This window comes from Vibrio chagasii (assembly GCF_002954585.1).
GTDB lineage: Bacteria > Pseudomonadota > Gammaproteobacteria > Enterobacterales > Vibrionaceae > Vibrio > Vibrio chagasii_A.
Map to the genome: position 1 here is coordinate 2,289,022 of NZ_MSCI01000002.1, position 19,617 is coordinate 2,308,638.

At 43.5% G+C, this 19,617-nt stretch carries 14 protein-coding genes; 7 read left to right on the forward strand and 7 right to left on the reverse strand.

Translation table 11 applies throughout. The features are described from left to right. Positions 1 to 9: 9 nt before the first annotated feature. Complete coding sequence (locus BTO10_RS18690) at positions 10 to 690, reverse strand: outer membrane beta-barrel protein (protein WP_105025472.1); 681 nt, start codon at positions 688 to 690, stop codon at positions 10 to 12. Between the two features lie 759 nt (positions 691 to 1,449). Here BTO10_RS18690 and ebgR point away from each other — a divergent pair. Together ebgR and BTO10_RS18700 are read left to right on the forward strand one after the other, a co-directional pair. After that, on the forward strand, positions 1,450 to 2,430 hold the full coding sequence (gene ebgR, locus BTO10_RS18695) for a transcriptional regulator EbgR (RefSeq protein ID WP_105025473.1): 981 nt from the start codon (positions 1,450 to 1,452) through the stop codon (positions 2,428 to 2,430). Positions 2,431 to 2,774: 344 nt separating this feature from the next. Further along, positions 2,775 to 4,115, forward strand: coding sequence for an MATE family efflux transporter (locus BTO10_RS18700; protein WP_105025474.1), 1,341 nt, complete (start codon positions 2,775 to 2,777; stop codon positions 4,113 to 4,115). Between the two features lie 270 nt (positions 4,116 to 4,385). Here BTO10_RS18700 and BTO10_RS18705 read toward each other — a convergent pair whose 3' ends face one another. After that, the gene (locus BTO10_RS18705; RefSeq protein WP_105025475.1) at positions 4,386 to 5,312 is read right to left on the reverse strand and encodes a LysR family transcriptional regulator; all 927 of its coding nucleotides are present in this window, start codon (positions 5,310 to 5,312) and stop codon (positions 4,386 to 4,388) included. A 100-nt stretch (positions 5,313 to 5,412) separates the two neighbouring features. On the opposite strand from BTO10_RS18705, the gene chrA reads away from it, so the two are divergent. From chrA to BTO10_RS18720, 3 genes are all read left to right on the forward strand, one after another. Next, positions 5,413 to 6,561, forward strand: coding sequence for a chromate efflux transporter (chrA, locus tag BTO10_RS18710; protein ID WP_105025476.1), 1,149 nt, complete (start codon positions 5,413 to 5,415; stop codon positions 6,559 to 6,561). Between the two features lie 376 nt (positions 6,562 to 6,937). Then, positions 6,938 to 8,626: an AMP-binding protein gene (locus tag BTO10_RS18715; protein WP_105025477.1), complete on the forward strand. Its 1,689-nt coding sequence runs from the start codon at positions 6,938 to 6,940 to the stop codon at positions 8,624 to 8,626. A gap of 422 nt (positions 8,627 to 9,048) precedes the next feature. After that, complete coding sequence (locus BTO10_RS18720) at positions 9,049 to 9,261, forward strand: VF530 family protein (RefSeq protein ID WP_004740608.1); 213 nt, start codon at positions 9,049 to 9,051, stop codon at positions 9,259 to 9,261. 202 nt (positions 9,262 to 9,463) lie between these two features. Here the strand turns inward: BTO10_RS18720 and fusA are convergent, their stop codons facing one another. After that, entirely contained in the window at positions 9,464 to 11,551 is a 2,088-nt protein-coding gene (fusA, locus tag BTO10_RS18725) for an elongation factor G (RefSeq protein ID WP_032551575.1), read from the reverse strand. 236 nt (positions 11,552 to 11,787) lie between these two features. Then, on the reverse strand, positions 11,788 to 13,167 hold the full coding sequence (radA, locus tag BTO10_RS18730) for a DNA repair protein RadA (protein ID WP_105025478.1): 1,380 nt from the start codon (positions 13,165 to 13,167) through the stop codon (positions 11,788 to 11,790). A 161-nt stretch (positions 13,168 to 13,328) separates the two neighbouring features. On the opposite strand from radA, the gene BTO10_RS18735 reads away from it, so the two are divergent. Then, positions 13,329 to 15,677 carry a PilZ domain-containing protein gene (locus BTO10_RS18735; protein ID WP_105025479.1) on the forward strand — a complete coding sequence of 783 codons (2,349 nt, stop codon included), beginning with the start codon at positions 13,329 to 13,331 and terminating at the stop codon, positions 15,675 to 15,677. Positions 15,678 to 15,786: 109 nt separating this feature from the next. On the opposite strand, the gene serB is transcribed toward BTO10_RS18735, so the two are convergent. Beyond that, on the reverse strand, positions 15,787 to 16,767 hold the full coding sequence (gene serB, locus BTO10_RS18740; RefSeq protein ID WP_105025480.1) for a phosphoserine phosphatase: 981 nt from the start codon (positions 16,765 to 16,767) through the stop codon (positions 15,787 to 15,789). Positions 16,768 to 16,876: 109 nt separating this feature from the next. Between serB and BTO10_RS18745 the strand changes: the two genes are divergently transcribed. After that, the gene (locus BTO10_RS18745) at positions 16,877 to 17,488 is read left to right on the forward strand and encodes a YtjB family periplasmic protein (RefSeq protein WP_080566560.1); all 612 of its coding nucleotides are present in this window, start codon (positions 16,877 to 16,879) and stop codon (positions 17,486 to 17,488) included. A gap of 93 nt (positions 17,489 to 17,581) precedes the next feature. Here BTO10_RS18745 and deoD read toward each other — a convergent pair whose 3' ends face one another. Next, the gene (deoD, locus tag BTO10_RS18750) at positions 17,582 to 18,304 is read right to left on the reverse strand and encodes a purine-nucleoside phosphorylase (protein ID WP_105025481.1); all 723 of its coding nucleotides are present in this window, start codon (positions 18,302 to 18,304) and stop codon (positions 17,582 to 17,584) included. A 68-nt stretch (positions 18,305 to 18,372) separates the two neighbouring features. Next, positions 18,373 to 19,593, reverse strand: a complete 1,221-nt coding sequence (locus BTO10_RS18755) for a phosphopentomutase (RefSeq protein WP_105025482.1) — start codon at positions 19,591 to 19,593, stop codon at positions 18,373 to 18,375. Between the last annotated feature and the right edge of the window lie 24 nt (positions 19,594 to 19,617).

Sequence of the window (19,617 nt, forward strand, 5' to 3'; positions counted from 1 at the left end):
GAATTGTAACTAAGGACCAAAATGATACTCTACACCAACGTAAAAGCTATCGAAGTCCAAATCAAGCTCACTACCGCCTTCCACATCAATTTCCACTGAAGAAGCACGGTAGCCACCAGAAACAACCACACCCGATGTAAATTCGTAACCTGTTTCAATACCATAGTTAAAGCCAAAGTCACTGCCATCATCAGTATAAGTGCTATTTAGGTACATTAACTCAGGGTGATCAGTCTCCTCAGTATATTTAAAATCAGCCTTCGTTACACCTACACCTGCGATCGCACCCAAATAAAAACCTGAGCTAGAAAAATAGTACTTTGGTTTAACATTAAAGTTGAATGACTGAGCTTCGACTTCATATTCACGTCTGAAGTAATAAAACTCCTTTAACATAGTGGAATCAGTGAAAGTCCCATAATGGATATACTCAAACTCCCAAGCTAGACTGAAGTTATTTGAATATTGCAACTGAGTTCCGATGGAAAGACCGACACCGTTACCTGAATTGAAATTAAGAGCGTCTTTCAACCCTAGCTCATCATTACGTTGAGAATGAAAACGATTTAGCTCACTCGACTTCAGGTCCGTTTTTAAAAAATCAACTGCAACATACCAATTATCATTCGCTTGAACTGACGTAGACGCAGTAACTGCACCTAAAGCCATTAATGACAAGGCTTTTCTCATTATAATTCCTTATTTACCAATATTTTATGTAATCTTGAAAGCTTGCAAGTATAAGTAAGAGAGCACATTGAGTCATTCTGATATTTATAAATTGAGCAGTGATGCATAAATTCTACAAATACTTTATTCACAGTAAGTGTGAAATCACTCGAATTTCAGCTAGCATTGTCCTTTGAGAGCACCCTGTGCAACTACGGTTGCTATCATTGATTCATGTCGGTTCTACGCTTTTGTCATTCAAAAATTCTGCCACCGCCAGTCAGGCTCCAAATCCTAGAAAAAAAGTTGCACATTCGGCCTGGCATGAGCTCTTCCATCGACTGTTTTTTGAACGTCATTAAATCAAACGGGTGAAATCGTACCTTTACAATCAGTCTCTCTTTGCTGTCATTTATGACTTAACTAGCCTTCTCCTCTCAATACGAGCTCATATTTATCAAAATACGCACTGCCAATTTCGTAGTACTTTTAGCTCAAGCGCTGAAAACTGTAAATATAGACAGGAAACCATAGCGAACATATCTATTACCCCATTGAAAAAACAACCAATAGCTGTTTATAATCCATTGAATTTAAATAAAATATTTAATTACAATTAGATTCAAAACAACATAAAGTGGTTAAACATTGATTTTACTGACCGCTAATGTATGGCCTTTCGTCTGACTGCGATGGGACTATGCAATCAAGGGATACATTGAGCTGCTTTAAACTTGAAAATTTCAAAGCAGCGCAATGTTCCAATTACAGGAAGTGAGTATGGCTACGTTAAAAAATATCGCGCTTGAAGCTAATGTTTCATTAGCTACCGTTTCTCGAGTTCTCAATGAAGATCCAACATTAAGCGTCAAAGCGGAGACCAAAAAGCGTATCTTTGAGATTGCAGATAAGCTAGATTATAAAATTAGTAGCTCGCGTAAAACGGCGAGTAACAAAAAGCAGCACCACTTTCTTGCACTGTATAACTACAAACAGGACGCTGAAGTTAAGGACCCTTACTACTTATCAATTCGCCACGGCATCGAGAACCAGTGCGAAAAGATGAATATTGGCCTAATCAACTGTTACGAAAGTAAAATACAGACAAACTCACGCCAAGTTAGCGGCATTTTACTCGTTGGCAGGATGACGAAAGAAGTTATTGAACAAGCAAAGAAACTCACGAGTAACATCTGCTTTGTTAACTATACAGATCACTCAGAACTTTATGACTCCGTTGATATTGACCTCGCCCGCATCAGCAAAGAAATCACCAATTTTTTCATTAACCAAGGTTACGAGCGCATTGGTTTCATTGGCGGGCAATACGACAGTCGCACCCCAGATCTTCGTGAGATAGCCTTTGCAGAATACGGTCATTTGAAGAACGTCGTCAGCGAGCAAGATATCTACCGAGGCGAGTTCTCTAGTTCTTCAGGCTACAATCTGGCGAATCAAATGCTAAAAAGTGGTAACTACCCCAAAGCAATATTTATCGCATCAGACTCAATCGCAATCGGTGTTTTACGTGCCATTCATGAACATGGATTAAGCATTCCAGATGACATCGCGATGATCAGCATAAATGATTGCCCAACAGCTAAGTTTACCTTCCCATCTTTATCAACCGTCCGTATTCATTCTGAATTAATGGGAACTCAAAGTGTTAACTTATTGATTGAAAAGTCTCGTGACGCCCGAAGCATACCATTAAGAGTTTACGTGCCGAGCGAGCTCAAGCTACGAGACACGACAAAGTAGCTTATCTTTCATTTAAATAAAAAGGCTGCCAGCTATGGGTGGCCTTGAAACATAGAAACAATGTAAGCAAACGGCAAGCTATCGTAGCACTTGGCCTACCATGATCCTTTACCCTCATTCCTGCACGTTGAGCTCTTATTGCTACTTTTCAGTGGCAGAAATCCGATCGACTCACACCATGAAACATGCGAATAAGTTTCATCACAGAGAGCTAAAATGTGGGCAACACGGGTTTATTCAAAAAATCTTTACCCATATTCATAATCCGGACATTAATTTGATAGTGGTTTACCCAATAACCACTAAACTATAGTCTCGCCTTCCCTTTTTTTGAGAAAACCCAAATGCCTAATGCTGATTCCACCCTAAACAAACGCATGGGAATCGTTGCGCTCACTTGGCCAATTTTCATCGAAGTACTGCTTCGAACTGCACTAAACACCAGTGATGTATTCATGTTATCTGGATACTCAGACAAAGCCGTGTCTGCTGTTGGTGTTATCTCTCAGATATCTTTTTTCCTAATCATCGTATCGACCATGGTCAGCAGTGGTACTGGTATTCTCATTGCCCAATACAATGGCGCCTCACGCGATACAGAAAGCGCTCAAGTTGGCGTTGCCAGCATCATATTGGCCATCATTACCGGTGTATTGCTGAGTATTTTCGCTGTGCTGGGTGCAGAATACTTTATTCCGCTTTATCAGCTTGAAGCTCAGGTTGAGCAGTACGCACAGGAGTACTTGTTCATCAGTGGTGCCCTCACTTTCAACGTCACGATAGGAGTGGTACTTACCACTATCCTTCGCAGTCATGGTTACTCTAAATCTCCCATGGTCATCAACATGATTGCTGGTGTTATTAATATTTTCGGTAACTACTGCGCACTCTACCAACCTTTTGGCTTACCGGTATACGGCGTTCAAGGGGTAGCCATTGCAACCGTAACGAGCCAAGTGATTGGCATGTTTATCTTGATTGGTGTGGTCAGAAGTAAAGGCATAGACTTACCCGTGAAACAGTTTAAATCGGTACCGAAATCTATCTATCAGAAGATAATGAAGATCGGTTCGATGAATGCGGGTGAAGTACTCTCGTACAACATGGCACAGATCAGTATTACCTTTTTTGTCGTTCAGATGGGCACATCGTCACTGGCGGCCTTTACCTACGCTCAGAACATCGCACGTCTCTCGTTCGCCTTTGCTTTAGCCATTGGTCAAGGTAGCCAAATTCAAACCGGTTATTACATTGGTAAGGGATGGATCGATGAAATCACGTCACGCGTACAATGCTACTTTGTGGTGGGCTTCATCGCCTCGACCACGATCACCTGTGTGGTTTACCTATTCCGTTATGAGATTCTCGACCTGTTCACACAAGATCCTGAGATCATCGCATTGGCGGCAGGGCTGATTGCGGGGTCAATCATTCTCGAAGCTGGGCGAGTATTTAACCTTATCTTCATCTCATGTTTGAAAGCCGCTGGCGATATTAAGTTCCCAGTAAAAATGGGCATCCTCAGCATGTGGGGCATTGGGGTTGCCATGAGCTATTTGCTCGGTGTGCACTGGGGTTATGGTGTGCTTGGTGCTTGGATGGCGATCGCGATGGATGAATGGTTCCGAGGCATCATTATGGCGTATCGCTGGCGAGCAAAAAAATGGACTCGTTTCTCGCTTTAAGTGATTGAAGATACGTGAGTAAATTTGACTGATGAAAAGGAAAAAGCGCTAGGGGGAGCTAGCGCTTTTTAGACCAACTAAATCCTTTTAGCTTGGCAGATTGTTAAGCTATATCATATCGATATAACCACTTTTAGTACTTAGGTAAATCAAAAGCCTATTCTTTACGACTGCTTTGAGCCGTAAATTAAGTATAGTAGGGTCCTTATTATTAACCTGACTTTTCCTTAAATAATCAGAAAAAATGGGGTTACTTCCCAATGCAAAAAATTACTCAGCAATCACAGACGACACAGCTTCTATAATCAGTCTTCTAAGTAGATTATTTTTATCATCTAAATGCTTCGCTTTCCGATAGACAAGCTGTATTTCGAAATCCGGTACATCTATCGGTGGCTTGACAGATAACAATGCTTCTTCATCCTCAGTGTCATTGCGAGCCACCAGCTTAGGAACAATACAGAGCAATTCTCTGCCACGAATTAAGCGCTTTACCGTTAAAAAGTTACTCGAAGCAATAACTACTTTTCGGCTTAAACCTAGTTCAGCTAGGCGACTGTCGACTCCCGTTTTTATGACTCCAGCAGGAGAAACCAAAGCATGCCCAACAGATGCAAATTGCTCTAAAGACATGGGTTCTTCGATCGACAACACTGAATTATCGAGCAAGCAGACGTGCTGTTCGGTGTACAAGTGCTTGGTTCTGTATAACTTAGACACCTCACCAAAGCTACCGATCGCCATATCAAGCTTAGAATCTTCAAATACTCGCTGATAGTTACCACGGTTTACGTTGAACAAAGCAATTTGAGAATCAGGGGAAGACTGTTTAATGAGATCAAACAACACTGGAGCAAACATCTGCTCGGCATAATCGGTAAGACCGATCTTCCAATTACCTTTGTACGTTGGTGCATCAAACGATTTAGAAAGTAATACGTCAGATTGAATGGTATTGAGCAAAGCATCGACGGTGCTCGATAACTCTATCGCTCTCTCTGTCGCCTCCATCTTGCTCCCAACTCGCTCAAACAGAGGGTCATCAAACAGCTTTCTAAGTCGCTGAAGGCTATGGCTCATCGCAGACTGACTGACATAACAACGCTCAGCAGCTTTACTGACACTGTTCGTTTTGTACAACGCTTGCAGCGCTATCAATAAGTTAAGGTCGATCCCTTTCCAGTTAAAATCAGCCATTCAAAGAACCCATTTTATTAATAGTTATAATCAAAACAATTAATTTGAATCATAGTCTAAGTCACCATAAATTACGCTAAACATTTATCTGGAATCGATCATGCTTTCAATTTTTAAAACCTTTTTTTGGCTTGGCTGGATTAGCTTTGGTGGACCAGCTGCACACATTGGCTACTTCCGTAAAACCTTTGTTGAGAAGCTTAACTGGCTATCTGATGAAGAGTACGGGCAAATTGTTGCGCTTAGTCAATTTCTACCTGGACCAGGTTCAAGCCAAGTTGGCTTTGCAGTTGGCTACAAAAGAGGTGGCTTAACGGGTGCGATTGCTGCGTTTATCGGCTTTACTTCCCCATCTGTCATCTTAATGTTGATATTAGCTTTGGTGAGCAATCAGCTATTGGAAGCGCCTCTATTCAATTCAATCATTCACGGTTTGAAGTTGCTTGCAGTTGTGGTGGTTGCTGATGCCACATTTGGCATGTACAAAAACTTTTGCCAATCGAAAGTCGCGACCGCTTTGTGTGTCATCATTGCCGTGGTTCTCCTGTTGCTTCCAGGGATCTGGCCGCAAATCTTGGTACTTTTATTTGCCGCAATCATTGGCAGCAAGTTTTTGACCTCAAAAGAAATCAAAACGGTTCCATCAACAGACAAGATTTCCATAACGCCGCTCGTTATTTTTGTCGCGCTGTTGGTTGGCCTTCCTCTGTTCAGTGCATATTCTCAAGGTGTTGAGGTATTTGGGCTGTTCTATCAAGCTGGCAGCTTAGTATTCGGTGGCGGTCATGTGGTACTTCCATTGTTGCAGAATGGTATTGGTGACCAACTATCCCAAGATGCGTTCTTAACGGGCTATGCTGCAGCACAAGCCGTACCTGGTCCTATGTTTACCTTAGCGACATACCTAGGCTATGTATTAATGCCATCGGCACCAATTACTGGCGCTTTGTTAGCGACAATCGCCGTGTTCTTACCGGGCTTCTTATTACTACTGGGTGTATTGAAAAACTGGCAGGCAATCGCAAGTAAACAATTAGTTGCAGGTGCACTTACCGGTGTGAATGCAGCGGTAGTCGGGTTACTACTTGCGGCTCTGTATCAGCCAATCTTCACAAGTGCGGTGAGTAACGGTTTAGACTTCGCTCTGATCATCGTAGGTGTGTGGCTATTGAAAACGGTCAAGATGCCAATCGTAGGGCTTGTTGGTGCATTCATGTTATTTGGCTCATTTATAGGTTTATTGAGTTAAAAATAACGAAACTTAGCCTATAAGCTTGGTTCCATGGAAATTAGAGGACGCTTTACAGTTAGCTACTCCCATTTAGGTTTTCAACTACACTCTGAGAAGAGCTTTCATAATTCCACGTATAACCATCTAATTTGGTAATACAACAACTCTAGGAAATAAAAAACCGATCAAAAATAGCAGTGATTAATGATGCCCACGAGACATATCATAAGTTTCAAATATTAGAGAAGAAAAGAACAGGGGTTGACTCTATAAGCTAAACAAGAGCCTACACGGATAACAGAAAACGCTAATTTTACTCCCTAAAAGAAAAAACCATGGTACATTTAACACGATATTAACAAAAATAACTTAGCGAAAAACATGGAGTTAGACAATGATTCAGCCTAACAAGTTTAGCCAAGAACAAGCAAGCGCTCTCCCTACACCCAATGATATGATTCTAAAATGGGCAGAAGAACGACCAAATGAAGTCTATTTGAAACAAATTATTAACCGCCAGTTTGTCGAGTTCACCTACAAAGAAGTGGCTGATAAAGCACTAAAACTGGCGTCCGCACTAGAAGCACTTGGAGTAGAACCCGGAGATCGAGTCGCGCTTATTTCTAAAAACTGTGCAGAGTGGTTTATTTGTGACCTCGCCATAATGTTAGGAGATTTTGTCAGCGTCCCAATTTTTCCTACTGCAGGTTCAGATACCATCCAATACTGTATTGAACACAGTGAAAGTAAGATCATCATTGCAGGTAAGCTCGATGATCCTAAAGCGACACAACAAGTACTTGATGACAACCCAAGCTTAGCTAGCATCTCGCTACCCTATGATACAGCGCCAAAGTGTAAACACACATTTGGGCAACTCATCAATACACATGAACCAACCACTAAACGCCCTCAGCATCACGATGAAAAGCTTATGTCTCTTGTTTACACATCGGGTACTTCTGGCTTGCCAAAGGGTGCCATGCTTACATACGGTGCCTTTACGTGGTCAGTTCAAAGGCTGATCGATCATATCGGTATCCAAAAAGATGACCGCCTATTTTCTTACTTACCACTTGCCCATATCACAGAGCGTGTCTACATCTTTGGTTCATCAGTCATGGGTGGTGTCGTTACCGCATTCCCAGAATCTCTAGACACCTTTATTGATGATGTGAAGATGCAGCGTCCTACTTTGTTTATTTCTGTCCCTCGTTTATGGACCCTGTTCCAACAGCGCATCCAAGATAAGCTGCCACAGAAAAAGCTGAACATTTTGCTGAAGATCCCGTTCATTAATAACATCATTAAGAAGAAGCTTGCGGATGGCTTAGGTCTAGATCAAGCTCGCGTTCTGGGCTGTGGTTCTGCGCCAGTATCACCAGCGCTACTTGCATGGTACGAAAGCGTTGGTCTACACATCACTGAAGCATGGGGAATGACAGAGTCTTTCGCTTACAGTACCTTAAACTACCCGTTCAGAGCGGATAAAATTGGCACAGTCGGAAATGCTGGTCCAGGTATTGAACTTAAGATTGCCGAAGATGAAGAAATTTTAGTTCGTGGTAAAGGGCTGTTCTCTGGCTACTACAAAAATGATATTGCAACGCAAGAGTCATTCAATTCTGAAGGATGGTTGCACACTGGTGATATTGGTGATATCGATAGCGAAGGCTACCTCACTATTCGTGGACGTAAAAAAGATACTTTCAAAACTGCGAAAGGTAAGTTTGTAGCGCCAGTTCCTATCGAAAACAAGCTTTTTGAGTACAGCCGCGTAGAAATGATGTGTCTAATAGGCCTTGGCTTACCAGGTCCGATTCTGCTCGTTGTTCCGCATGACTTCCCTAACTTTGATCGCGCTCGCTATGAAAGAACAACTCAGCGAGTGATCGAGAGAATGAATGAGAAGCTTGCGTCTCATGAGAAAATTAAGGGCGTACTTATGATTAAAGAACCATGGAGTATTGATAATGGCGTATTAACCCCGACCCTCAAGATCAAACGCCATGTCTTAGAACAAAAGTATCACGAAGTAGGCCATAACTGGCCAAAAGATAAATTAGTGGTTTGGGAACAGTAATAAAATTAAAAAGGAGCCAGTAAGGCTCCTTTTTTGTAAGTTCAACTTATATATAGTGACACTTCTCATCACTTCACCTTGGTGGTTCGCATTTTGTTTTGGACAACGCATTATCCATTCAAAGTACCTCACTAGTTAAACACTGTTTGTTATTTCAGTATTTGTTAGGAAAAGAACTGATACGGATAGGTCATATCGCACTCAAACCCAAATACAATTAGTTGTTTTGTGCACTCACGGGATAGTTCCATCGCGAGAAAATCAAACGCTTTGAAACTGGAGTACAAAGTCAGGTTCAGTTGTTTGAAAATAAAAGTTAAGAAGAATTTTCTACTATCGAGATAAGTTACGAGCTCAAATGGTCTGATAATTGATGAGATGAAACTGATATACTGAGAGCAAATAAATGACGAGTAAACCTCATGACACAAGCAAATAACCCACTTCACGGCATTACACTGCAAAAACTGCTAACAGAATTGGTAGAACATTACGGTTGGGAAGAGTTGAGCTACATGGTAAATATCAACTGCTTCAAAAAGGACCCAAGCATCAAATCGAGCTTAAAGTTTCTGCGAAAAACAGAATGGGCGCGAACTAAAGTTGAGCAAATCTATATCGACCTAAAACGCTAATATCTGCTCCCTAAATCGCTCCAATTCCCCGTAGTTCCCTCGCGGGGATTATCCCCTGTGTCTACTTTTTAGGGGCCACATCAATCTCGTATCTCGTATCTCGTATCTCGTATCTCGTATCTCGTACTGTGATTTCCATAAAACAAAAGCCCCGCAAGCTTTCACTTGCGGGGCTTTAAAACTAATTAAATTCTAAAAACAATTACTTGTTTTCTTTCTCTTCTTTAGCTTTTGCGATTACTTCTTCAGCAACGTTTGCTGGACATGGTGCGTAGTGTGCGAATTCCATAGAGAATTGACCACGACCAGAAGTAATTGTACGTAGGTGACCGATGTAACCAAACATTTCTGATAGAGGTACGTCAGCTTTAATACGTACGCCAGTAGCACCAGCTTGTTGGTCTTTGATCATACCACGACGACGGTTAAGGTCACCGATTACGTCACCAACGTGATCTTCTGGAGTGAACACGTCAACGTTCATGATTGGCTCAAGAAGTTGCGCGCCAGCTTTTGGCATAGATTGACGGAATGCGCCTTTCGCTGCGATTTCGAATGCGATTGCAGACGAGTCAACTGCGTGGAAGCCACCGTCGAATAGTTCAACTTCAACGTCTAGAGTTGGGAAGCCAGCAAGAACACCGTTATCCATCATAGACTCGAAGCCTTTCTCTACTGCAGGCCAGAATTCTTTAGGTACGTTACCACCAACAACTGTTGAAGAGAACGTGAAGCCAGAGTTTGGCTCACCTGGTTTGATGCGGTAGTCGATCTTACCGAACTGACCTGAACCACCAGATTGCTTCTTGTGCGTGTAGCTATCTTCAATCGCTTGAGTGATAGTTTCACGGTAAGCTACTTGTGGAGCACCTACAGTTAGCTCAACGCCGTATGTACGCTTAAGGATGTCTACCTTGATGTCTAGGTGAAGTTCACCCATACCTTTCAGGATAGTTTCACCTGAATCTTCGTCAGTCTCAACTTGGAAAGATGGATCTTCTGCAACCATCTTACCGATAGCGATACCCATCTTCTCAGTAGAACCTTTATCTTTAGGCGCTACAGCGATAGAGATTACTGGCTCTGGGAAGATCATTGGCTCTAGAGTACATTCGTGCTTAGGATCACATAGAGTGTGACCAGTTTGAACGTTCTTCATACCAACAACTGCGATGATGTCACCAGCTTGAGCTTCAGTTAGCTCGTTACGGTCATCAGCTTGCATCTCAACCATACGGCCGATACGCTCAGTCTTACCAGTTGCAGCGTTAAGGATAGTATCACCCTTCTTCATGCGACCAGAGTAGATACGGATGAACGTTAGTGCACCGAAACGGTCGTCCATGATCTTAAATGCTAGAGCACGTAGTGGCTCATCTGCAGATACAGTTGCAACTTCACCAGTTGGTTCGCCAGTCTCTTTATCAGTTAGAGGCTGTGGATCAACTTCAGTTGGAGCTGGTAGGTAATCTACAACAGCGTCTAGTACTAGCTGAACACCCTTGTTCTTAAATGCAGAACCACAGAATGTTGGGAAGAATGCTAGGTCACGAGTACCTTTACGGATACAACGCTTGATGTCTTCGATAGAAGGCTCTTCACCTTCCATGTAAGCTTCCATTAGATCATCGTCTTGCTCAACAGCAGTTTCGATTAGCTCTTCACGGTATTGCTCAACATCATCAACCATGTCAGCTGGGATGTCTTGGATTTCGTAGTTTTCTGGAAGACCAGAGTCGTCCCATACGTAAGCTTTACGGCTTAGTAGGTCTACAACACCAACGAAGTCGTCTTCACGACCGATTGGTAGAACCATAACTAGTGGGTTTGCACCTAGAACGTTTTTAACTTGGTCAACAACGTTGTAGAAGTCTGCGCCCATACGGTCTAGTTTGTTAACGAAGATCAGACGAGATACTTCTGATTCGTTAGCGTAACGCCAGTTAGTTTCTGATTGTGGTTCAACACCACCAGAACCACAGAATACACCAACACCGCCATCAAGAACTTTAAGAGAACGGTATACTTCAACTGTGAAGTCAACGTGTCCAGGAGTATCGATAACGTTTAGACGGTGACCGTTCCAGAAACAGCTTACAGCTGCTGATTGGATAGTAATACCGCGCTCAGCTTCCTGTTCCATGAAGTCAGTCGTTGATTCGCCGTCATGTACTTCACCAGTCTTGTGGATTTGACCAGTTAGCTTAAGGATACGCTCAGTGGTAGTTGTTTTACCCGCATCAACGTGCGCGAAAATACCAATGTTTCTGTATTTCGATAAATCTGCCATTGTCTTACTCTGTTAATAGGATATAAAATGCGCGCAGAGTATATCACAATCTGTGAAGACTGATAGCTTTGCATGCATTTGAGACTAAAAAACTTTTGCCTTTCCACAATAAGAAAGGAAAAGTGCTCTGTAGAAACAACCTAAGCGGTTGTTAATTTTAATATTGGGCTCGCAGAAAGACGATTAGCAAACCCAATTTGATTTGCTGCTGTATAGATTAGCCTAACTTAGCTTTATTACAACTCATCAAAAGCACTAATTGCTTCTGACAGCTTTTTCACTCCGTGGATTTGCATCCCTGGAATACCACCTTTCGGCATATTAGCTGCAGGAACAATCGCTTTCTTAAAGCCATGTTTAAATGCTTCGTTTAGACGCTCTTGTCCACTTGGTACAGGACGAATCTCTCCCGCTAGACCTACTTCACCAAAAACCACCACATCTTTAGGCAGTGCGCGGTCTCTGAAACTAGAAAGTAATGCCATGACTAATGCTAGGTCAGCACTGGTTTCGGTTACTTTAACACCACCGACGACATTCACAAACACATCTTGGTCGGCCATTTGCAGTCCGCCATGTTTATGCAGCACGGCGAGTAATAAAGAGAGACGGTTTTGCTCAAGACCAACTGCGACTCGGCGAGGGTTCGCCAACTGGGAGTAATCCACCAGCGCTTGGATCTCAACAAGCAGTGGACGTGTACCTTCCCATACCACCATCACTGAACTGCCTGACGTTTCTTCTTCGCCACGAGACAAGAATATAGCCGATGGGTTGCTGACTTCTTTTAGCCCTTGGCCTGTCATAGCAAACACACCCAGCTCATTCACTGCACCAAAACGGTTCTTATGGCTGCGTAATGTTCTGAAGCGGCTGTCTGTTCCGCCATCTAACAAAACTGAACAGTCAATAATGTGCTCAAGCACTTTAGGGCCTGCCAGCGTACCATCTTTAGTTACGTGTCCTACTAGAAAAATAGCCACGTTATTCTGCTTAGCAAAACGAGTCAGTGCCGTCGCTGACTCACGAACCTGAGCCACACTACCTGGTGAAGATTGAACATCAGCGACATGCATTACTTGGATTGAGTCGATGACCATGATCTTAGGCTGTTCTTTTTCAGCCACCTGACAGATTTTGTCGACATTGGTTTCAGAGAGCATCTTTAAGTGCTCTTTTGGCAAACCAAGACGTGAGGCACGCATCGCGACCTGCTGTAACGATTCCTCACCGGTTACATATAAAGTAGGAAGTTGAGAAGAAAGCAGACACATGGTTTGTAGCAGTAGTGTCGATTTACCCGCACCTGGATTACCACCAATAAGAATCGCAGCACCCGGCACCACACCACCACCAAGTACGCGGTCTAGCTCTTTAAAGCCACTACTAAAACGAGGCACTTCCTGTAGATCAATTTCCGACAGGGTTTGAACGCTAGACTCGGTCGCGCTACCTGCATAACCAGTTAATCTTTCATTGCGTGCTACCTGAGGTGAAGCGGCTAACCTAACTTCGGTAATTGTGTTCCAAGCACCACACGCATTGCACTGTCCTTGCCAACGTGGAAAGTCAGCACCACAGTCATTACACACATAAGCTCGCTTTGCCTTAGCCATAAAACCTCAATAATTTAACCAGTTACACAATGATGTTGTCAATTTGTGACTTATTTGACCGTACGGGTGCAAATAAACGTTGCAGTCATACCACTTATATTTAAAGATCGATTTAAACTAGTCGATAACATAAATGTACCGTCCATTCTAACAAGAAAAGTATGCAGCAATCTGAAATTCTATCTGTAGCAGAGCGTCTTATCCCGGCTTATCACGCCGAAGATTTCGAATTCCTTCTTTCTCAAATGACAGAAGGTGAATCGCCGTCTCTGAAACTACTCGTTAAAATGGAACTGAATCGTATCATGGCTCCGTGTACAAAGAGCATTGATTTACGCGGACGTATCGATAATGAGTGTCGTCAATTCACACTCGATGGCCGAAAACACTGGCTCGACGACATCGCTTTAAATGCCTATCAACGTGGTACAAAAAAATTCAAAGGCTACACCGAAGGGGCTTGGGAGCTAGTTATGGCGCCAAGAATTCAGCCTCTGCGTAGTGTGGTTAAGAGTGCGTCTCAAAGTAATCAAGGCATCACCAGCGCCAACAGCCCCTATGAAGCTGAAGCTATAAACCTTGGTTATGACTTAAAGCGTCAAGAGAACCGACTCAAGATAAGCTCACAGGTTGAAATCACCACATCTAAAGGGCAAAGCCTGCACGGTGTTACGGTTGATATCTCACCTTCAGGTGCAAAATTCAAAGTACCGAGCGCCTTTCGCTATAACCTAGGCGAGATCATTAGCGTCAAGTTCACTGAACTGGTGGAAAAATCACTCGAAGCCGATGTAAACCAAGCGGTTGAATTTCGCGTTCTGGGTATTGATGATTCTTATGAAAACGACGCGGTTAAATTCCTAAGAACCATTAAGGTCAGTGACAACAATATTGTGGCTCGTTTGCTCGATGAGTCATTAAATAGCACCAGTAAGAAAACCAGTCACGAGAACCAAGATAGAATCATTCGAACTCGTACACGAGGTATCGAGCACACCTATCTAAAGCATACTTGCAACCTTCCGCTATTTTTCAGTGGCAGTGAGCTCAAGCTCGCCTTGCTTACGGATAACAACCATCCGCTATGGCAATACTGGCATGACGAACGAAACCAACAAGCTCTCGGAACTCTGTTCAACGAGCAACGCATGAACTTACTGGCGAAGCCCGGTGTGAAAGGTACCAGCAATGTTATCTACTCGTTTACTCACGAACATCAAAATAAGACGCTGTTCTATTCGATGATGTTACCTGAAGCGACTCGTGAACAAAGACAACTGTTCTGGCACATTGGTGGTAAGCGTAAAAGCTGGAAGGCATTCAAGTTCTCTGTTTTTGAGCTATCAGAAACAGAACGGCAAGCTTTAGCTAAGCATTCAGACACACTAGCGCAAAGTTCAGCACAACTGACGCATTGCGGTATCTTGCAAGAGATTGGCGATCACGAAAGTGCCGCGGATTACCTATTGAGTGAAAAGCCTCGAGTTCCAAGCAGTGAATTGAATTGCTTCCGTCATCCTCGTGCTGTGGTTGGTAACATACAAAGCATCTACTTTGACTCACAAACTCGACGTAAAGAACCTAGATATCAATTTAAGTCTCCGTTACAGCTCACCTCACAAGACGGCGCAGCGGCAAACGGTCACACCTTAGATATCTCGAAACGTGGGTTGAGCATTACTCTTGAGTACCCGATGATACTCAAGATCAACGACCCAGTGATCGTGAATTTCAATGAGCTACAGCTTTACGATAAGAACCTGCCATTAAGCACAGTGCCTTACCACGTGATTCGTGTGAGCCCGAATGGACGCAATGTCCAATTGGTGATTGCTGAGAACGCTAAGACAATGCGCACCATCGCGTTCCTAAATGAGCTTATCGATCAAAACCAAAGTAAGCTGATTAAGAAAAGAGAGATACTGCCAACGAACTCCTTGCTTGAGTCGCTGCACAATATTTTGTTGAGCAAGATGGTGAGCACCCCTATCTTCATTGATAAACCAAGCTCAACACTGCGCTGTAAGATCATTGGTGTGAATTTCCCGCTGAATAAGCACCTGACTCTACTGGCGAAACTGGGTCACAACCAAAAGTTCTCATTGGAGCCTATCTTTAAAGGCCACACCAACTCGCTACTGGCTGAGCCACTAAAGAGAATTGAAGGTGCAGAGCCTAAACACCACGACGTTTATATCGCTGCGGTAAAGTTCGGCGACAAGATCCAATCAGTACATACGAAGTTGGTGAAAGACTTTGCCTCGGCAAAAGAAAGAATCTTATTCATTAAGAAAGCGCAGCACCTAGGTGATGTGTATGTACTTCGTGTTACGACAGCGCCAATCTTTAATCCATTGACCACCTTGTTCCAATCGGATTTAGAAGAGCTTGCCCGTATAAGCATGCACCAAGCGAAGAAGCTAGAAAACGAGATCACCGCGTTTATCGGTTATGGAGAGATAGAAGACATTACCGACGAAGTATTGATCCGATTGGAGCTGACTCGCTAGTCACAATCCCCCGTAATATCCAAGCATCATAAAATAGAAAAGCAGGCCCTGAGCCTGCTTTTTGTCTTTGTAATACCACACGATTAAATAATCATGCTGTTGTGAACCTTTACGGTTTCGCCTGCCAGCTAATTTTTTGTTGCTTAGCCAATGCGCCAGACAAGATACACAATACCCCACCTAAGCCCGCATAGCGCACAGCCGTTTGAGCTTGTTGCTCAACCTTTGGTTTTGCATGGAAGGCAATACCTAAACCAGCAGCACCCATCATCACCAAGTCATTCGCGCCATCACCGACAGCCACCGTGTTATGCAGCTCCAACTCATACTCTTCAGCCAGTTCGACTAAGATATCAGCTTTGGTTTGCGCCGAAACGACATCACCTAACACTTCACCCGTCAATTTACCCTTAACAATTTCTAAAGTATTCGACTGAGCATGATCTAGGTCTAGCGTGTCTTTTAAGTAATCAGAGAAGTAAGTAAAGCCACCCGATGCGATCGCGGTTTTCCAACCCAGTTTGTTAAGCGTGTTCATTAGTCCCACTAAGTCAGGCATGAAAGGCAGTGACTGGCGCACTTGCTCTAGAATCGACTCATCAGCACCTTTCAGTGCTCCAACTCGTTGGCGCAGGCTTTGTTCGAAATCTAATTCACCTTGCATAGCGCGCTCTGTAATTTCAGAGACTAATTCACCCACTCCAGCGAGCTTGGCTATTTCATCGATACACTCGATTTGAATCGCTGTGGAATCCATATCCATCACGATCAAACCTGGCTTAGATAAATCTGGAACTTCACTAAGGCAAGCATAATCAAGCTTCAAAGCCTGTAGGATTTCTTCATGCGCTGGCGTTAGGTTGCCAGACATCAATGCCACTTCGTAATGCCCAACTTTCCACGTATCTAAAATGGTGTTGTAAGTGCCAGTGAAAAAATCGATGTCGTCGAAAGATTGCGGTGATAGGTACTCGCCGAATACAATCCAGTTGGCTTTAGCTTTAGCGAGTTGGGAAGCGAAACGAGTCTCGGGGAGTCGAGTTAATAATGTGGTATGCCTTTTCATCGGCAGGTATTTCTGAGCGTCCATGTGTATTATTCCTAATTAACTATGCTAAACGTTAACCTATTGCAATTTGAAAACGCAAGTCTCAATATGTCTTAATCATAACATTTGTTTATTTCAGGCCCTGTGAAACATGAATGAATCATTGTTCTCAATACGTAACGCTTTACGAATGTTAGCCCTCATTTTGTTGGCTACTATGTTCGTCGTTACGATTAAAAATACGGTCGTGATCAGTAAGGGTAACGAGAAGATCCAAGCGAAACAGCTCGAGACACTTACTAAGCTGCTTATCTCTCAGGCTTCCCTTTCAGCCAGCAAAATGATCGCACAACAAGACCAAGAACGACTGCTTGATCTGACCAATCAGCTATCTCAAGATCGACTGGTATTCGATACCACCATCTATGATGCTGAAGGCATTCGCCTAGCTTCAAGCGAAAAGGCACTTTCAGTTCGTGAGGTGCTTGGCCTAGATACGCCGCTTTCCACCGCAAGTATCGGTAGACAGCAGCTAGTAGAGCCAATTTACTCGAAAGAAAACACCATCATTGGTTTTATCCGCGTCACCTTTGAGACAGGTAAAATGACAGCAATATCGGACCACCACTACCGCAAAAGTGATCGCTACATGATCGGTATGGTATTAATGGGCTTCGTCAGTGGTGTGCTGTTTATTATGTTGATTCGAAGAAGACCAACCAAATCAGGCGAGAACTTACTTCTGAAGAACGTAAATTCATAAATAGCGCATTTACGTTATCCAATAAAAAGCCCCGAAGCTCAGGCAGCGACGGGGCTTTTATTTATCTGTCGATCTATCTAATTAGATAAAGCCTTACGCCTCTTGGTCACCAAGAAGCACAGAATCTAATGCAATTACCATCATGTCATTGAAGGTCGTTTGACGCTCATCTGATGTAGTTTGCTCACCGGTTTTGATATGGTCTGAGACAGTACAAATCGTTAGTGCTTTCGCACCGTATTCAGCACAAACGCCGTAGATACCAGCCGCTTCCATCTCTACACCAACAATGCCGTATTTATTCATCACCTCAAACATTTCAGGAGCTGGCGTGTAAAAAAGCTCAGCAGAGAACAAGTTACCTACTTTTACATCAACACCGCGTGCTTTAGCTGCATCTTCTGCCGCGCGAACCATTTTGTAGTCAGCAATTGCAGCAAAGTCGTGACCTTTGAAGCGAATACGATTCACTTTAGAGTCGGTACATGCCCCCATACCGATCACGACATCGCGTACTTTGATATCTTCGCTCACTGCACCACAACTACCGACACGAATGATTTTTTTCACACCAAAGTCTTTAATAAGCTCAGTCGCGTAAATCGAACAAGATGGGATACCCATACCGTGTCCCATCACCGAAACCTTACGACCTTTATAAGTACCTGTGTAACCAAACATATTGCGCACGTCACACACCTGAACCACGTCTTCTAAGAAGGTTTCAGCGATGTATTTAGCTCGTAGCGGATCGCCTGGCATTAGTACAACGTCAGCGAACGCACCCATTTCAGCATTAATATGTGGAGTAGCCATTGAAAATATCCTTAATCTCAAAACAAAAAAAGAAAAGAGAGGTTTCCCTCTCTTTTATTCATTACCAATTATAGAAAGCTTGCACCGTATTCCATTGGCGATGTACCAAAGTAAGACGCTAAGCTTTGGCCGATATCAGCGAACGTATCGCGACGACCTAAAGAACCAGCAGGAACATTTTTACCGTAAACAATCACAGGGATGTGTTCACGAGTATGGTCTGTACCTGGCCATGTTGGATCACAACCGTGGTCAGCAGTAAGGATAAGTACATCATCCTCTTTCATCATATCGATGATTTCATTGATACGACCATCGAAGTACTCAAGCGCAGCAGCGTAGCCTGCAACATCACGGCGGTGGCCGTAAGCTGAGTCAAAATCAACGAAGTTAGTGAACACGATAGTATTGTCACCCGCTTCATTGATCGCTTCTTTAGTCGCTTCAAATAGTGCTGGGATGCCCGTTGCTTTTGTTTTCTGAGTAATACCACAACCAGCGTAAATATCAGAGATCTTACCGATTGAGTGCACGTTACCGCCCTTCTCATCAACAAGCTTCTGAAGAATTGTTGCTGCAGGTGGCTCAACTGAAAGGTCACGACGGTTACCAGTACGTTCGAATTGACCTTTACCTGGGCCAATGAACGGACGCGCGATGACACGACCGATGTTGTACTCTTCAAGCTCTTCACGAGCGATCTGACAAAGGTCTAGCAAGTTTTGCAGGCCGAATGTCTCTTCGTGACACGCAATCTGAAATACAGAGTCCGCAGAAGTGTAGAAGATTGGCAGGCCAGTCTTCATGTGCTCTTCACCTAAGTTATCTAGGATCTCAGTACCAGATGAGTGGCAGTTACCTAGGAAACCAGATAAACCTGCACGCTCAAGAATGCGATCAGTCAGCTCTTTAGGGAAGCTGTTCTCTTTGTCGGTGAAGTAGCCCCAGTCAAACAGTACCGGTACACCCGCGATTTCCCAGTGACCTGATGGCGTGTCTTTACCTGAAGACAGCTCAGCAGCGTGACCGTAAGCACCAATGATTTCTGCGTCTGCATCCATACCAGGAGCAAAACGACCTGTAGACTCTTTGTGAGCCATCGCTAAACCTAGTTTAGACAGGTTTGGTAGCGTCAGAGGACCTTGACGATCGGCATTGTCAGCAAGACCTTTATCACAATGGTCTGCGATGTGACCCATAGTGTCTGAACCTACATCACCGAATTTGTCTGCATCCGCTGTCTCACCGATACCGAATGAATCTAAAACTAAAATAAATGCTCTTTTCATTTTCTTCACCAACTTATTGCTCTT

Coding starts and splice junctions, on each gene's coding strand:
- BTO10_RS18690 (WP_105025472.1), bottom strand. CDS start 690: ATGAGAAAAGCCTTGTCATTAATGGCTTTAGGTGCAGTTACTGCGTCT.
- ebgR (WP_105025473.1), top strand. CDS start 1,450: ATGGCTACGTTAAAAAATATCGCGCTTGAAGCTAATGTTTCATTAGCT.
- BTO10_RS18700 (WP_105025474.1), top strand. CDS start 2,775: ATGCCTAATGCTGATTCCACCCTAAACAAACGCATGGGAATCGTTGCG.
- BTO10_RS18705 (WP_105025475.1), bottom strand. CDS start 5,312: ATGGCTGATTTTAACTGGAAAGGGATCGACCTTAACTTATTGATAGCG.
- chrA (WP_105025476.1), top strand. CDS start 5,413: ATGCTTTCAATTTTTAAAACCTTTTTTTGGCTTGGCTGGATTAGCTTT.
- BTO10_RS18715 (WP_105025477.1), top strand. CDS start 6,938: ATGATTCAGCCTAACAAGTTTAGCCAAGAACAAGCAAGCGCTCTCCCT.
- BTO10_RS18720 (WP_004740608.1), top strand. CDS start 9,049: ATGACACAAGCAAATAACCCACTTCACGGCATTACACTGCAAAAACTG.
- fusA (WP_032551575.1), bottom strand. CDS start 11,551: ATGGCAGATTTATCGAAATACAGAAACATTGGTATTTTCGCGCACGTT.
- radA (WP_105025478.1), bottom strand. CDS start 13,167: ATGGCTAAGGCAAAGCGAGCTTATGTGTGTAATGACTGTGGTGCTGAC.
- BTO10_RS18735 (WP_105025479.1), top strand. CDS start 13,329: ATGCAGCAATCTGAAATTCTATCTGTAGCAGAGCGTCTTATCCCGGCT.
- serB (WP_105025480.1), bottom strand. CDS start 16,767: ATGGACGCTCAGAAATACCTGCCGATGAAAAGGCATACCACATTATTA.
- BTO10_RS18745 (WP_080566560.1), top strand. CDS start 16,877: ATGAATGAATCATTGTTCTCAATACGTAACGCTTTACGAATGTTAGCC.
- deoD (WP_105025481.1), bottom strand. CDS start 18,304: ATGGCTACTCCACATATTAATGCTGAAATGGGTGCGTTCGCTGACGTT.
- BTO10_RS18755 (WP_105025482.1), bottom strand. CDS start 19,593: ATGAAAAGAGCATTTATTTTAGTTTTAGATTCATTCGGTATCGGTGAG.